Annotated in this window: 13 protein-coding genes; 5 read left to right on the top strand and 8 right to left on the bottom strand. The window is 64.9% G+C overall.

The features are described from left to right. Positions 1 to 144: 144 nt before the first annotated feature. Positions 145 to 2,085 carry a sensor histidine kinase gene (locus tag IC234_RS14500; protein ID WP_190925860.1) on the top strand — a complete coding sequence of 647 codons (1,941 nt, stop codon included), beginning with the start codon at positions 145 to 147 and terminating at the stop codon, positions 2,083 to 2,085. 25 nt (positions 2,086 to 2,110) lie between these two features. Here IC234_RS14500 and IC234_RS14495 read toward each other — a convergent pair whose 3' ends face one another. The 4 genes from IC234_RS14495 to IC234_RS14480 form a co-directional block, all read right to left on the bottom strand. Beyond that, a complete protein-coding gene (locus IC234_RS14495) occupies positions 2,111 to 4,297 on the bottom strand; it encodes an FUSC family membrane protein (protein ID WP_190925858.1) in 2,187 nt (728 codons plus the stop codon). 87 nt (positions 4,298 to 4,384) lie between these two features. Further along, positions 4,385 to 4,675: a hypothetical protein gene (locus IC234_RS14490; RefSeq protein WP_190925856.1), complete on the bottom strand. Its 291-nt coding sequence runs from the start codon at positions 4,673 to 4,675 to the stop codon at positions 4,385 to 4,387. A gap of 39 nt (positions 4,676 to 4,714) precedes the next feature. After that, entirely contained in the window at positions 4,715 to 5,605 is an 891-nt protein-coding gene (locus IC234_RS14485; protein ID WP_190925854.1) for a cyanophycinase, read from the bottom strand. A gap of 71 nt (positions 5,606 to 5,676) precedes the next feature. Further along, positions 5,677 to 6,165: an FAD-dependent oxidoreductase gene (locus IC234_RS14480; protein WP_190925852.1), complete on the bottom strand. Its 489-nt coding sequence runs from the start codon at positions 6,163 to 6,165 to the stop codon at positions 5,677 to 5,679. A 352-nt stretch (positions 6,166 to 6,517) separates the two neighbouring features. On the opposite strand from IC234_RS14480, the gene IC234_RS14475 reads away from it, so the two are divergent. Beyond that, positions 6,518 to 8,224: a T9SS type B sorting domain-containing protein gene (locus IC234_RS14475; RefSeq protein WP_190925850.1), complete on the top strand. Its 1,707-nt coding sequence runs from the start codon at positions 6,518 to 6,520 to the stop codon at positions 8,222 to 8,224. A 97-nt stretch (positions 8,225 to 8,321) separates the two neighbouring features. Here IC234_RS14475 and IC234_RS14470 read toward each other — a convergent pair whose 3' ends face one another. Further along, entirely contained in the window at positions 8,322 to 9,254 is a 933-nt protein-coding gene (locus IC234_RS14470) for a bestrophin family protein (protein ID WP_190925848.1), read from the bottom strand. 75 nt (positions 9,255 to 9,329) lie between these two features. Then, positions 9,330 to 9,752: a RidA family protein gene (locus tag IC234_RS14465; RefSeq protein ID WP_190925846.1), complete on the bottom strand. Its 423-nt coding sequence runs from the start codon at positions 9,750 to 9,752 to the stop codon at positions 9,330 to 9,332. A gap of 172 nt (positions 9,753 to 9,924) precedes the next feature. Between IC234_RS14465 and IC234_RS14460 the strand changes: the two genes are divergently transcribed. The 3 genes from IC234_RS14460 (at position 9,925) to IC234_RS14450 (ending at position 12,674) form a co-directional block, all read left to right on the top strand. Then, positions 9,925 to 10,737 carry an energy transducer TonB gene (locus IC234_RS14460; protein WP_190925844.1) on the top strand — a complete coding sequence of 271 codons (813 nt, stop codon included), beginning with the start codon at positions 9,925 to 9,927 and terminating at the stop codon, positions 10,735 to 10,737. A 57-nt stretch (positions 10,738 to 10,794) separates the two neighbouring features. Further along, positions 10,795 to 12,294 carry a DNA integrity scanning protein DisA nucleotide-binding domain protein gene (locus IC234_RS14455; RefSeq protein ID WP_190925842.1) on the top strand — a complete coding sequence of 500 codons (1,500 nt, stop codon included), beginning with the start codon at positions 10,795 to 10,797 and terminating at the stop codon, positions 12,292 to 12,294. A gap of 65 nt (positions 12,295 to 12,359) precedes the next feature. Continuing rightward, a complete protein-coding gene (locus tag IC234_RS14450; protein ID WP_190925840.1) occupies positions 12,360 to 12,674 on the top strand; it encodes a hypothetical protein in 315 nt (104 codons plus the stop codon). Here IC234_RS14450 and IC234_RS14445 read toward each other — a convergent pair. Further along, positions 12,607 to 13,185: a PaaI family thioesterase gene (locus IC234_RS14445; protein WP_190925838.1), complete on the bottom strand. Its 579-nt coding sequence runs from the start codon at positions 13,183 to 13,185 to the stop codon at positions 12,607 to 12,609. The genes IC234_RS14450 and IC234_RS14445 overlap by 68 nt on opposite strands. 143 nt (positions 13,186 to 13,328) lie before the next feature. After that, on the bottom strand, positions 13,329 to 15,308 hold the full coding sequence (locus IC234_RS14440) for a DUF3857 domain-containing protein (RefSeq protein ID WP_190925835.1): 1,980 nt from the start codon (positions 15,306 to 15,308) through the stop codon (positions 13,329 to 13,331). Positions 15,309 to 15,377 lie beyond the last annotated feature (69 nt).

The raw sequence follows: 15,377 nt of genomic DNA, 5'->3' as shown, positions 1-15,377 counted from the left end.
CTATGCCGGGGTGTTGTAGTGGCCAGTGGTGGCCGCAGCACCCCGGTTTGTTTTTTGAATAATTTTAGGGCGAAACCAGATGAAATGCAGATAAACCTATAGTTATTTGTCGGCTCTGTTGCCAGCGGTTTTCATTTCTTGCCTATGCGGTTTTGCTACTTCGCGGTGCTGATGCTGGGCTTGTGGGCCGGGACGGCCTGGGCTGCCCGGGCGGCCGACAACCCGCCGCACCGCCTGCGCGACACCCTGCTGCTGAAAGACCCCAAAGGCGCGCACCTCTCCGAAGCCTACCGCTACTACACCGAGCCCTTCGGCCCCGCGCCCGACCCCGAACGAGCCGAAGCCCAGTACCGCGCCGGTCGCTTCCGCCCCGGCCCCTGGCACAAAACCCTGAACCTGGGCCTGCTGCACCGCCGCGTGTGGCTGCGCCTGCCGGTGCGCAACACCGAGGCCCGGCGCCTGCGCTTCCTGTGGAGCATCTTCAACTTCACCGACAGCGCGGCCCTCTACATCCGGCGCCCGGGCGCCACGCGCTTCACGCGCCTGGGCGCCGCCAGCTCGTGGGCGCCGGCGGCCGAGCGGCAGTTCCCGGCCCGCTCGCTGAGCTTTCCGTTTGAGCTGGGCCCCGGCGAGGCGGCCGTGCTCTACCTGCGCGCCGACGTGCACACCGGCGGCGTGTACCTGCCCACTTACATCGAAACCGCGGAGCATTTTCTGGCCTGGGAAATGGGCTTCCCGTTTGAGCGGCACTGGGTGTGGCTGCTGGGCTTTTACCTGAGCAGCGCGGTGTTCAGCCTGGTGCTGTTTGCGTTTCTGCGCGACCGCATCTACCTCTGGTACGTGGCCTACGTAGCGGCCGTGGCGCTGTTTCTGATGATGGAAGACGGCCTCGACGCCCTGCTGCTGCCGGGGCCACTGTACCGCCTGCTGTGGTCGGTGGGCCAATACAACTTCCTGATTCTGGCCGGCGCAGCGGGCATTCGCATCATGCAGCTGTTTTTGCGGCTGCCGAAGACGGCGAAGCTGTACCGCGCCGGCGTGTGGCTGGCCGGGGCCGCGGGTGGGCTGGTGGCGGCCTACGCGGCGGTGTTTCCGTGGGCCGTGCGCCACAGCCTGCCGCTGGTGGAAGGCCTCAACTATGGCCGGGAGGTGCTGATGCTGCTGGTGTTCGGCTACGGCTGGGTGACGCTTATTGCGGCCTTGTTGTCGCGGCGCCGGCGGCGGCTGGCGGCGTACTACTCGCTCACGTATTGCTGCTTTTTTGTGGGGTACGCGGTGTTTTGGCTAAACCACCTGGGGCTGAGCAGCTTCAACCCCATCTACCCCAACACCCTGGCCTGGGGCCTGTTTGCCGAGCTGCTGGTGCTGAGCGCCCTGCTCACGGGCCGCTTTCGCTACACGTTGCGCCAGAATGCGCAGCTGCGCATCCGGCAGCTGCAGCAGCGCAACGAGGAAGGCGGGCGCCTCATTGCCGCGCAGGATGCCGAGCGCGAGCAATTGGCCCGCGAGCTGCACGACGCCCTGGGCCCCAACCTGGCCGCCCTGCACATGGCCTGGCAAAGCCACGCCGTGCGCGACGCGCTGGCCGCCGCCCCCAACGCGGCTACCATTGGCTTGCTCACCGAAGAAATTCTGGGCCAGCTCTACAGCCAGGTGCGCCAGCTCAGCCACTCGCTGCTGCCCATGGAGCCGGGCACCAACCGCCTGCACAATTCCATCGGGGCCCTGTGCGACGCCTTCAACCTCAACGGCCCGCCCCACGTGAACACCCGCCTCGACCCCGGCCTCGACGCCCTGCCCCAGGCGGTGCAGTCGGCCGCTTTCCGCATCGTGGCCGAGCTGGTGAACAACGCCGTGCGCCACGCCCAGGCCCGCCACGTGCAGGTGCAGCTGCGCTGCCACCCTGCCCACCTCGAGCTGTGCGTGGAAGACGACGGCCGCGGCTTTGCCCGCGGCGAAGACACGCCGGCCACCGGCATCGGCCTGCGCGGGGTGCGCACCCGCACCGCCTACCTGGGCGGCAGCGTGCGCATCGAAACGCCGAACGCAACCGGCACCCGCGTGGTGGTGCAGCTGCCGTTCTGAGGGTTTGCGCCGCGAAAGCGGTTCGTCAGGCCTCGGCCGCGCTCGGCGCTACGAGCTGGGACTGCTTTTGCTCCACCAGCACTTCGGAAATCTTGCTGATGTCGGTGCTCACTTTTTGCAGGAAGCTGAGCTGCTCCAGCAGCGTTTTATCGTCGGCGGCATCCGCTTCGGCAGTGCCCAAGCCTACTTCGGGAGCGGGGGCCGCGGTGGCGGGCGCCATGCGCGCAAGGCTTTTTTGCAGGGCGGCCAAGGCGCTGGTGAGGGCCCGGCGGCTTTCGGCAGCGAAGGGGGGCACGGCGGGCGCGGCCTCGCGCAGAGTGGCGGTGAGGGCGGCGATGTTGGAAGACAAAATGTGGTTCAGCACCACAAATTCGTGGGTTTCGGTGGGGCGGTACTGCTTGCTTTTGGGCTCGGTGAGCATGCGCTGGAAGGCGGCCGCGAGGTTGGCGCCGCTCACGTACACGTCCTTGCGCAGCAGGCGATACTCGTTGGGCGGCAAGGGGCGGCCGGCGAGTCGGTTGGCCAGCTGGCGCAGATACGCCAGGTTGGCGCGCAGGGCGGCGGCCATGTAGTCGGTGAGCTGCTCCGACTCCCAGTTGGGAAACAGGAAATATCCGGCCGAAAACGCAATGGCGCAGCCCATGAGCGTGTCGGTGATGCGCTCCTCGGCCACGCCAATGTAATTGAAGCCCAAAAAGCTGAACATGATGAGCAGGTAGGCCGTGAGGAAGATGACCGTGGCCAGGTACACGGTGCGCTGGAAGCTGTAGGCCAGCACCATGAACACCACCAGCACCCCAAACCGGGCCTCCGTCCAAGGCAGCGCCCACAGAATGACTCCGCCCAGCGCCCCGCCCACTAGCGTGCCGATGATGCGCTCCTGGTTGCGCTGGCGCGTGAGACTGAAGCCGGGCTTGAGCATGATGGTCACGGTCATCAAAATCCAGTAGTTGTGCTGGCCGTGCCAGAGGCTTTCGGCCAGCACAAAAGCCGCCAGGCAGGCCAGCGTCATGCGCACCGAGTGGCGGAACACGCTCGATTTCAGGGTGAGGTTTTGGCTGAAGGCCTGACGCTCGATTTCCTGGTGGGCCACAAACCGGGCGTGCTCGGCGGCGCGGCTGGGGGCGGGCGCGTCGGTGGCCGCGAGGCTTTCGTCGAAGTAGCGGCGGATGTTGCCCACGCGCCGGATGATGTCGCGCAGGTTCACCAGGATTTTCTTCAGCACCCGCGTGTGGCCTTCGCCGTCGGCGTCGAGGGCGCTGATGCGGGCCTGCAGGCGCCCCCACTCCTGGCTGAGGTCGGGGCTCGGGCCGGCGTAGCGGCGGCTGGTCTGGATGGCCACGCCGAGGTGGTCGAGCTCGGTGGCAATGTGGCGGATGAGGGCGGCGATGTCGGGCAGCACGCCGCTCTTGCCGAAGGTGGCCCGCACCGTGCCGTAGTCGTAGTACCCGGCCGTGATGCGCTCGTACAAATCGACGGTTTCGACGAAGGTGAGCACCAGGCGGCGGCCGGTGCTGGTGGTTTCGTTCACTATCTGGCGGGTGCGGAAGAGGAAGTCGCGCGCGGCTTCCTGCTTTTCATTCACCACCACCTGCTGGGCCACCAGCTCGCGGTAGTCCTCATCAAGGGCGGTTTCGGGAGAATAGAACTTGGCCTTCAGCTCCAGAAAGCGGGCCAGGGCGTGAATGCACTCGCCCAGCGCCTGCTGGGCCGGGCGGTAGGGCAGCACCTGGTAGGCCACCATGGCCAGGCCGGCGTACCACAGCCCGCCCAGCGCCAGCAGGCCCACGTGCGGCAGCACCTCGCGGAGGGCCGGCGGGTGGGCCAGCAGCAGCACCACGTTGAGCAGGCCCGCCGTGCCCACGGCCCCGGCCCGCGCGCCCCACACCAGAAACATGGTGCACAAGAAGCTCAGCACCCCGATTTCGAGCCCCAGCAGCCACACGCTGGTGGCCGCCAGGCTGGTGAGCAGGGCCGTGAGCACCACCACGGCCAGGGCGGCCAGCATGCCGTTGCGGCGGTGGGCGGCGGGGCCGGGCGTGTCGGTCACGCTCACGCACACGGCCCCGGTCGACACGGTGAGGCCCAGGTCGAAGTGGCCCCACTGGGCCAGCAGCAGCGCCGGCAGCAAAATGGCCACCGTGGTGCGCACGCCGTCGGAGAAGTTTTGCCCGGACAGGAAGTAGCGGAGGCGACGGGAGTGGGTGTTCATTCGGAGGAAGCGCGGACTGGCTGCGAATAAACGGGAACCCGGCCAATTTGATTGGGCCGGCCTAGGCTTCCCTTCGGGCCGGGGCGCCTAGAGCAGCGTGGTGCTGGGCCGGCTGGGCTCTTCGTCGTCGGCGGTCGAGTCGTCTTCGTACACGGTGCTCTCCAGGTCGTCGACGCAGTTTTCCAGCTGCTGCACCTCTTCGTCACGTTCTGCCAGCTGCTGGCGCAGGCGGGCCAGCTCGCGGGCCTGCTGCTGCTGCACGGCTTCGAGCCGGGCCAGGCGGGGGTCTTGGCAGGCGGGCAGCGCCAGGGCCGCGGCCAGCACCAGCGCGGCCCGCGCGCCCCACGCAAGTACAAACGCAGAGAAAGAGGGTTTCATCGGCTCAAAAATACGCATGCGGCCGGCGCCTGCCCTAGCCTAGCGGTGCAGGTCTTCCTGCACGGGCAGCGTGTATTGCTCGCCGCAGCTGAGAATGTGCATACGCAAGTCGCGGATGGTGATGGCCTCGCCCGATTGGATGCGGTAGATGTTGGTGTCGGTGCAATCCTGGCCGTCCACCACCGTCACCACGCCGCTCCCGATGACTTCAAGCTCGCGCCCGTCGCGGATGACCACGGCGGTGTCTTCCTCCAGGCCCAGGCCGATGCAGCCGGGGTTGGTGGCAATAATCTGGGCCATGCGGATGATGCGCCCCCGCGCCACAAAGTGCGTGTCGATGGCCACGTCGTGCACAAACTGCAAGCCCGTCGTGACGTGGATTTCGTCTTTGAGCATGCCCTGGTTGTCGCGGCCCTGGTAAATCATGGGCGTGCTCATGGCCGCCGCGCCGGCGCTGGTGCCCGCAATCACGATGTCGTCGTGGGTGAATCGCTCTTTGAGGCGCTTGAGCCAGGGCGTGCCGCCCAGCAGGGCCGTGAGGCGGAGCTGGTCGCCGCCCGTGAACATAAAGCCGTCGGCTTCCTCCAGTTGGCGCAGGGCCTCGTCGCCGTGGCCCTGGGCGCGGGTTTGCAGGTCGAGCACTTCCACCTTGCCTGCCTCCAGGCTGGTGAACACGTCGATGTAGTCTTTGGCCGCGGCTTTGGGGTCTTCGGATGCCACGGGCACAATCAGGATGTTTTTGTTGCGGCCCACCTCGCTCACGAAGCGGCGCAGAATGGAATCGGGAGCGTATTCGGCGTCGGGGTCGGTGCCGGGCTTGGGCGATTTGTCCTCGTGTCCGCCAATGGCGATGAGCACGCCCTTGGGGGGCAGGCAGGTCGATTCGGATTGTTGGGCTTTGGCAGGCGTTTTGGGTTTGCGGGAAGGCATGGGAAGGGTGGATTTAGAAAAGGCAAACACCTCTGGTCATCCTTCGCGGCGCTCGGGATGACAGCGGTTTTCTAAGCCGGGGCCAGCCCGCCGGCGGCCGGGCCGTTCAGCAGCTCGGTGTATTTCAGGGCCACGTTCACGTTTTCCCGGATGAACTCCTGGGCGCTTTCGCGCTTCACGGTGATGCGGCCGGGGTCGTAGAGGTCGGCCCAGGGGTTGGGGCGGCCCTGGAGGAGGTCCGTAATTATCATCGGACCCAGCGTGCCGTGCGTCATGCCGTGGCCCGAGTCGCCGGTGATGATGAACACATGGCCGGAATCGAGGGGGTTGCGGCTGCTTTCGCCGCTCGCCAGCTCGCCGTCTTCCAGCAGCAGCACTTTCACGCCTTCCTGACTCAGCGGGTACGCCGTGGTGAGCCAGGCAATGCCGCCGCCCACCACCACGTCGGCGTCGGTGTTTTCGGTCAGCGGTTGGAATGTGGGCAGGGCCGGCGCGGTGCCAGACCACGAAGTGGACGTGGCCCCCGAGGTACGGGCGGCATTGGGAAGCTTGGTGGGCATGAGCGAAAGACAGGAGAGGGAGCCTGTGCTTACGCCCGGCCGCGGCTTGGCGTTAGGTCGAGCTTAGTTGGCGGCAGCGATGGCGGCGTAGCCTTTGGCGCTTCCGTGGCACTGGCTGTCAGCGCATTCTCAAAATGCCGCATCAGAAAATGGCTATAATGAAGGCCCTTTTTTTCGGACATCAACGAGCACGTCACACTCATTTAATAATTTCTGTATCTACCCGGTTTATTGTGTTTAATTTACCCCCATGTAGCCACCCATTTACTTTTTTCCTTCACCACCCCTTCATTTTTTACCCCCTAACCGCCCAATGAGAATACTTTTTACCCGTTTTACCCTTGCGTTTGCCATGCTTGGCCCATTGGGCTGGCAAGGTGCCCGCGCCCAAACCACCTACGTGCCTGTGGCCGTGACCGGCTACACCGACGACGTCATTGCCAACGGCAACGACCCGGTGGTGGCCAACTCCACTACCAACACCGTGGACCGCGGCATTCCCACGGTGCGGTGGTGTTTTGCCAACGCCACGTTTCCGGGCCTGAACGCCAGCAATGCGCTGCCCGCTTCCGGCACAATCAACAGCATCAGCACCCCGGGGCTGACCTTTCAGATGGCGTCGGCAACGGGCAATAACTCGCTGCGCATTGCCGGAAATAACGTGAACACCCCCAGTGTGCTCACCCTGACCAACCCGCAGCCCTGCAGCGAAGTCATGGTGCTGGCCACCGAAGGCAACGGCACCACGGCCGCCGACAAAACATTCAAAGTCACTTTTACCGACGGCAGCTTCCAAACGTTCACGGACGTAGTGGTGCCCGACTGGTTCAATGGCACGATTACGCCCGCCATCAACGTGGGCAGCCGGGTCAGCTACGTGACCAATGCCGTCGACTTCACGCCCGGCAACCCGCGCCTGTACGAAGTGCGCCTGAGCCTGGCGGTGGCCAACTACAGCAAGTCGGTGCAAAGCATCACGATAACCAAAACCGCCATCGACCCGGTCCTGAACGTGATGGGCATCAGCCTGGGCTCCAACTGCCTGGGCGTGCCCACCGGCGGCACGGCCACGGCCAGCACGCCCAGCGTGTGCCCCGGCCTGCCCGTGGTGCTGAGCCTGACGGGCGCCACCGTGTCGGGCAGCATCACCTACCAGTGGCAGGCTTCTACCGACGGGGGCACCACGTTCACCAACATTGCGGGCGCCACCACCGTGCCCTACACGGCCCGCCCCACCGTCTCGACGCAGTACCGGGCCGTGGTGACGTGCCGCGTGCAGTCGAGCAACTCGGCCGCCGTGCCCGTGACCGTGCTGCCCGCTGCGGCCACCGTGGCGTACGCGCCTGGCCCCATTTGCCTGCCGGCGCCCGGCACCGCGCTCACGGCCACGCCCCTCACGGCCACCCCCGCCGGGGGCACGTTCAGCAGCACTGCCGGCCTGGTGCTGAATGCCGGCACGGGCGCCATCGACCTGGGCGCGTCGGCGCCGGGCACCTACACCGTGACCTACAACCTGCTGAATGCCTGCCAGGCCGTGGGCACCACCACGGTCACGCTGGTGCGCAACGCGCCCACGCTGGCTTACCCGGCCACCACTTTCTGCCGCACGGGCAACAGCGGTGTTCCCACGGCCACGCCGACGGGCGGCACGTTCGGCAGCACCGCGGGGCTGGCCATCAATGCTTCCACGGGCGCCATCGATTTGGCCAGCTCCTCGGCGGGCACCTACACGGTGAGCTACACCAGCGGGGGCACGTGCCCGGCCGTGGCCACGGCGCAAGTAGTGATAAAAAGCGACGCGCTGCCGGTTTTCCCCACCGTCATCACTCCCAACAACGACGACAAGAACGAAGCGCTGCGCTTCAAAATATCCGACGTGACCGGCTACCACATTCGCGTGTACAGCCGCTGGGGCCGCAAGGTGTACGAGGGCTACGACGCCGCCCAGGGCTGGACCGCCGCCGACAACAGCGCCGGCACGTATTACTACCACGTGAGCTACACCGACTGCGCCGGCCGCCTGCAGGAATACAAAAGCTGGGTGGAAGTGGTGAAATAACCGCTTTCCTAGAAAAAAAGGAACGTCCCGCCGTGCCTTGGTGCAGCGGGACGTTCCTTTTTTGTGTCATTTTCGGCCTGCCGGGCGCCAGCCGCCGCTAGTACAGCACGTCGTCTACGGGCTCAATCCTGGCGGGCAGCTCGGTTTCGCCCAGCAGCTCGCGCAGGTCGATTTCGATGCTGCGGCAGATGGCCGTCATGGGCACGTCGTTCATCTCGTTCTCGAAAGGGTTTTCGCTGGTGTGGCCCACCAGCTCGATGGTGTTGAACACCCCCGACACCACCACCGCAAACGGCACCATGAGCCAGATGTGGCCCGGCCCCATTTTGGCAAATTCGGCCACCAGCCCCAGCGGCAGCACCACCGCAAACACCCACACGAACACGAAGCTGTAGAAAGCATACTGCCGCGGAAACGGCGTGTTCTTGATGCGTTCGCAGCCGCCCTGGGCGTTGAACAGGTCCTGAATGGTGTCCATCAGGGCCACATGGCGGAATTCGGTGAGCAGGCCGCGCTGGTGCAGCTGGCGCAGCTCGTTGCTTTGCTGGCGCAGCAGGTGCGTGGGCGGGTTGCTAAGGCGGCGCACGTCGGCGTCCTCGGCGGGGTCGAGGAAGGGCGCTACGTCGGTGTCCCAATGTTCGGCGGTTTGGCGGCGCAGATGCAGGCGCAGGGCATTGGTCCAGGCCAGGTGGCGGTGCACCAGGCGCCGGTGCAGGCGGCGAAGGTCGGCGTCGGGCGCTTCCACGAAGTCGAACGCCCGGATGGACCAGATTCGGCTCAGGTTCACGATGGAGCCCCACAGCTGCCGGCCTTCCCAGAAACGGTCGTAGCTGGCGTTGTTTTTGAAGCCGATGTAGAAGGCCACCGCCGCGCCTAGCGTGGCCACCGGCGCCCACGGAATATCAATCCAATGCGCCCCGCCAAACTCGTAGAGCAGGCAGATAACCGAATCGTAGATGGTGAACACCAGCAGGCTGCGCCACACCAGGCGCCACACCACTCCGAAGCGTATATTTTTCCGAACGTACATGCAAAGTCATCGTGATTTGGCTATGCATACGGAAGCCGGCCCGTTATGTCGAGCTTACCGGGGCAGCCAGCGGCTTCACCCCTGGCTGCTCAGCGCCGCAATGCACTTCAGCTCGATGGCAATGGGCGTGGGTAGGCAGTTGATTTCGAGGGTGGTGCGGCAAGGCTGGGCCGTAGCAAAGTACTCGGCGTATAGGCGGTTGTAGACCGGGAAGTCGTCTTTCATGTTGGTCAGAAACACGGTCACGTCCACCAGGTCGTCCCACTGCGCGCCGGCCTCTTCCAGAATGTAGCGCACGTTCTGAAACACGGCGTGGCACTGGCTCTCGAAGTCGTACTGCAGAACGTTGCCGTCTTCGTCGACTTCGACGCCGGGAATGGCCTTCTGGCCGCGCTGGCGCGGGCCCACGCCGGACAGAAATAGCAGGTTGCCCACGCGGCGCGTGTAGGGGTAGGCGCCCACGGGTTCGGGGGCGCGGGAGGGTTGGGGCTCGGTCATGGCGGGGGCTTAAAGGGGCGGGAACGGCAGCGAAAGTAACCGCTGGCCGCAACGCAAACCATGATAATTGACGCAAATGGCAAGGTTTTTTCAGCGGGCTGCGTTCTCTGTATCGTTATTTGCACACATTATTCCTGAATTTATCCATCAGCTCGCCCCTACGTTCATCGATATGAAGCGCTTCCTTCCTCTACTGTTTGGCTGCCTGGTGGGCTTTGGTGCCCACGCCCAAAAGCTCAAGATGCCGCCCAAGCCCTCGGCCACCACCGTGTATGACTCGGTGGCGCAGCCGGCCGTACCGCTTGGCGGCACCGAGAAATACGCGCAGTTTCTGGCGGCCCACCAGAAATACCCCGCCAGCGCCATGCAAAAAGGCATTCAGGGCACCGTGAAGGTCAGCTTTGTGGTGGAGAAAACCGGCACCGTAAACGAAGTGAAAGTAGAAAACCCGTTGTCGCCGGAGCTCGACGCCGAGGCCATTCGCCTCATCAAGAGCGGGCCGAAATGGACGCCGGCGCGGCACCACCGCAACGAGGTGGTGCGCCAGCGCGTGGTGGTGCCGGTGTCGTTTGTGATGTCGCCGGGCAGCACCACCACCATTACCACCAAGGGAAAGGACACGCCCATTGCCGCGCCCGCCGCCGACATTGCCGCCTCGGCCAACCCCAACGTGCGGCCCGTGGTGGCCCCCGACCGCCCCACCCAGCCCGTGGGCGGCACCCAGGCCTTCTTCGACTGGATTGAGAAAAACCAGAAATACCCCTTGCTGGCCAAGCAGCGCAAGATTCAGGGCAAGGTGATGGTCGAATTCATGGTGCAGCCCGACGGCAGCCTCACCGACATGCGCGTGGTGAAAAAGATGGGCTCCGGGCTGGATGAGGAGGCCCTGCGCCTCATCAAGGCCGCGCCCAAGTGGGAGCCGGCCATGTTTCAGGGCAAACCCATCAAGCAAAAGATGCTCCTGCCCGTCTTGTTTCAATTGTAAGGCCTTCTTTCCGACGCCGGAGGGGGGAGCTTTTCGCTCACCGCTTGTTGTGTAGTCATGACGCCCACCCTCGCCCCTGCGCCCACCCTTCTCTGGCCCTACCAAACGCGCTACCACCGCGCCGCCCAAACCCTGGCGCACGACCTGTTTTCGGCCCTCGACGACGACCTGCAGCCCCACGTGGTGCTGCTGGCCCTGCCCACCAACTCCGACCTGCCCGCCCGCTGCCTCGAACCCACCGACTGCGACCTGCCCGCCGACGCCTTTGTGGGCACCGTGGCGCGCGGCCGCGTCATTCAGCTCACCACCCCGCGCCCCTTCTCCGAGCGCAGCGACGTGACCCCGGCCATGATTCGGCGCAAGCACGAGGGCATGGGCGTGCGCGATGCCGTGCAGGAAATCCTAGACGGGCTGGACGAGCACGCCCCGCACCAGCACTTTGCTGGTTGGCCGGTCGAAATCAACGGGTATTTTGTGGCCACCGTGCTGCGCCTGCAGCGCAAGCCGCTGCGGGCCTACCCGTCATTGCGCCCGCACCGGTTTTACACCGACGGGCGGCCGCTGGCGCCGTCGCTGCTGGTGGCGGCCATGTACCGCTTCAACGAAGAAAGCGTGAAGGCCCTGACCGAAGCCGAGCCCGGGGCTAGCATCTTCGCGCGTCCCCGCGAAAGCGAGGAATTGCTGCGCAGCGCCGGCAAAGCCCTGCTCGACACGCCCGCCCAGGCCCTGGGCCTCGACCCGGCGGCCGCGACGCTCTTTGCCACCTGCAATACCATCAGCAGCCTGCGCTACGAAGGGGCCGAGGGCGTGGGCAAGCTGCTGCTGGCCCGCCGCGGCCACCCCAACATCGAGGAAATCTTTGCCCTCACCTGCCCCACCGACCTGACCGACTACCGAGCCGTGCGCAAGCTGCTGGAGATGACCACGCCCGACGTGCACCTGCTCGCCGACGGCGAAAACGTGTACGCCCTGGGCCGCCTCACCGGCAAATACGACGCCGAGCGCGAAGATTTGTTCACCATCAGTTTCGTGACGCACTACGCCTGGGAGTTGCAGCACGACGGCCACGTGCTGCTGCGCTCGCACTACGGCCTGCCCGGCCTGCCCCGCACCCGCCTCAACCGCACCGGCTTCCGCAAAGCACTCAAGCGCACCTTCGCCCTCACCGACCACACCAAAGTGGAGCGCCTCTGGGACGTGGTGCTCGAAGCCAGCCGCCAGAAACACGGCACTTTATTGGTCATCACCACCGAAGCCCTGGCCGAAGCCGACCGCCTCAAGCTGCAGTGCACCCTCATCGAGCCGGTGCCACTCACGCCGCTCATCACGCGCCTCGTCACCAGCATCGACGGCGCCGTGCTGCTCGACCCGGAAGGTTACTGCTACTCCATCGGCGTCATTCTCGATGGCCGTGCCTCGGGCCGCGGCGACAGCACCCGCGGCGCCCGCTACAACTCGGCCCTGCGCTACGTGGAAAGCTCGGACTACCCCTGCCTGGCCGTGGTGGTGAGCGAAGACGGATTGGTGGATGTCATTACGTCGGAGAAGGAGTTGTAGCTTCGCGAATAGCCGATGCCGCCCGGCCCTTACTCATCCTGCGTAGTTCACAAACCGCTGATGTCATGACCGATACGCTTACATTTCCTGCATGGGTGCGCCTTGTCAAGCTGCAAGCCTGCGCTGATGCGCAACATCCGGACAAAATTCGCAACGGGTTTTCCTGCTACGGGCTGGCACCGCTCGCCCCGGCAATCGGCCGGCGGTTCGAGTTGTTCGAAGACGAACACAAGGGCCGGCGGGTAATCAGCACGTCTCCGGTTCGTGAACGGCTGAACCCCTGGCTTTTTATGACCCGCAACAGCTTCTACCTCATTGAGATTGTGGGGGCCCCCACGGAAGCCGAGGTGCTGGCCGAAGTGCTCGACGCCGCTTATTAAAGGGCGACTCATCCATTATTTTTTTGGCCCGAAACGACCACGTGAGCCGGAACACGGCCACCACGTCGCCGGCCTCATCCACGCCGGTGCTCACGCATTCTACCACGCGGCCTTCGCCGGTGGCGCGGCTTTCGGCAACGGCTTCGGCGATGCGCGGCCCGTCGAGACAGGTGAAAGTGATGAGGCCGACGGCCTTCTTGGTGAAATCGCCCTGCAGGCTCACCACCAGCATCGAAACCGGCCCGCCGGCCTGCACGTGCATCATGGCCTGAATGCCGCTGGCAAACTCCGCCGCCATGGCCAAACAGGCGAAATAGAGGCTGCGAAACGGGTTTTGCGTGAGGTATTTGTAGCGAATGGTGACCGTGGCCGACTCCGGCGTGAGCTGCGTGAGGCGCAGGCCGGCCAGCCACGCCATGGGCAGCTTGCGCATCAGGAACAGCCGCAGCTTCATGGGGTTCAGGACCTGGCGGCGGAAGTCGGCGGCTTTGGGGGTGTCGGCGGTGGGCATGGCTAGCACGTTGATGAATGCCTAAAGAACGTCATGCTGAGCTTGTCGAAGCAGCTCGCGTGCAGCAGTAATCAGTTACCACAACACGCGAGCTGCTTCGACAAGCTCAGCATGACGTTCGTTTTCTGTAAGTAAGCGGGAAGCTAGCTTTTCTTGTCCAGCACCAGCACCACTTTGTTCCAGTTGGCCGAGGCGTTCACCACGGCGCGGAAGGCCTCGAAGTCGGCTTTGGGCCAGCGGATTTGGCGGTAGTTTTCGTCCACCGTCACGGTGATGGTCTGGCCCTGCTGCACGTACGACGACTTGAAGTCGTAGTCGGGCTTGGCAGCGTCGCCGCCGGCTTTCACGTCCACGTTCAGGTCGTTGAGGTTGCGCACGGTGTAGCCGGCCGGCACCTCGAAGCGAATGGTGCGCAGGTAGCGCCGGTTGTTGTCGTTTTCCACGTCGAACTGCCGCTCTTCCTTCTGGTAAAGCTCGGTTTGCGGGCCCAGCAAGGTGCCGATTTTGAACAGGTAGCGCGGGCCGGCCTTGTCGAGCAAGGAGGGCGAATCGAGCTGGCCTTCGATGATGAACGGCTTGTCGAGCGGGCTCAGGCCGCGCTCCACGTTGCGCACGGTCGTTTTCTGAAAGTTGGTGGCATCGGCTACCACGCCCTTTTGGAGCTGCTGCATCAGCTCGGTGCGCTTGGCTTCCGGAATCATGGCCCAGAAGGGCTGAATCTGCAGGGCCGGGTAGCCGCCCAGGGTCTGGCGCAGCTGCAGGGTGCTGTTGCTGAGGTCGGGCGCGAAAGCCACGGTCACGTCGATGTTCTGCGGGCTCTTGTCGGCGTCCAGGGCCGGAATTTCTTTCACCTTGCCCACCGCCGATTCGATGGTGCCCAAGGTCACGCCCTTGATGAACAGGCCCGAGTTAGCGGTCCATTCGGCCGGCAGCATGCCGTAGCGGTAGTCGGGGCGGCCGGGCGCCAGGTACTGGCCGGTGCCGGGGAAGTAGAGGGCAAAATTGTCGAGGTAGTCCCAGGTGTCGAAAGAGCTGTCGAAGGGGTTGGTGGCGCGGCTGCTGGTCACCACCAGCTCGTAATCGATGCCCAGGGTGCGGTAGATGGCGGCCAGCAGGTGCACAAAGCCGCCCTCCGGCGCGTTGTGGGTGGCCACTACCTGCGTCAGGGACGGGCTGGCGTTTTCGTCGAGGTTAAAATTCAGCTTCACGTAGTTTTCGGCCGCGGCAATGCGCTCCGGCAGCGGGCCCGACGTGGGTAGCTTGGCAGCGGCCAGCACCTTGGCCACCGCCTTCACGTCGTCTTTGCTCAAGGACGTCATGTTGCGGTACACAAACTGGCTGGCGTCGGCCCAGGTGAACTGGCGTACCTGGCCCTTGTTGGCCATGTAGGCCAGCTTGTAGTGCACGCGCATGCGTTGGGCCTGCACGTTGGCAAAGGCTTCTTCGCGCAGGGCCGGCACCGATTTCAGCGTCAGGCGCAGGGCGCGGCGGCCGGCCATGGTGGTGTCCACGGTCACGGCGGGGCCGTGGTACACGCGGGCTTCAAAGGTCAGCGCCTCGGGCGAAATCAGCTCAAATACCACGTCGCGGGCCGCGGTTTCGCTTTGCAGCACCTCGTAGCCGAAGTGGTTGAAGTTGCGCTCGCGGGTGTAGAAGTACTCCACTTCGCTGCCCTTCTCCACGCCATCGACGGCAAACACGCGGAAGCCGCGGCCGCCCTCCTGGTCCTTCAGCTCTTTCATGTCGGCCGCTTTCACCTCATGCACCTCGCCCCGCGGGCTGATGGTGCGCGCCTTGATGTCGACGGGCGCACCCGACTCCAGCACCGGCACCACAATTTTGTTGAAGCGCTCGATGCCGTCGGAAGTGTTGACGCGCACGATGCGGTGCTCGGTGGTGAACAGGCGCAGGTCCTTGCGCGACTTGTCGTAGTAATACTCCAGGCTGGTAAAATCGCGCAGAATAATGGCCGGCAGCTCGGCGTCCTCTTTGGTGATGGGCAGGCGCTGCTTGCGGCCCACATCCCAGTTGTAGCCGGCGTGTACGAGGTCGGGCGGCAGGGTTTGGGCCTGGGCCAGGCCGGCGAAAATCAGCAGAAAGAGAGAGAGGAGGAAGGGGCGCATTAGGTAGGGTGGTTATCAGTTTTTTGTCGTTCTGGTGTAGCGCCTCACCCCCGGCCCCTCTCCTCAGGG

The sequence above is a fragment of the Hymenobacter armeniacus genome, from assembly GCF_014699055.1.
Lineage (GTDB): Bacteria > Bacteroidota > Bacteroidia > Cytophagales > Hymenobacteraceae > Hymenobacter > Hymenobacter armeniacus.
The sequence above is the reverse complement of the archived record's forward strand: the minus strand, read 5'-3'. Positions and strand labels throughout refer to the sequence as shown.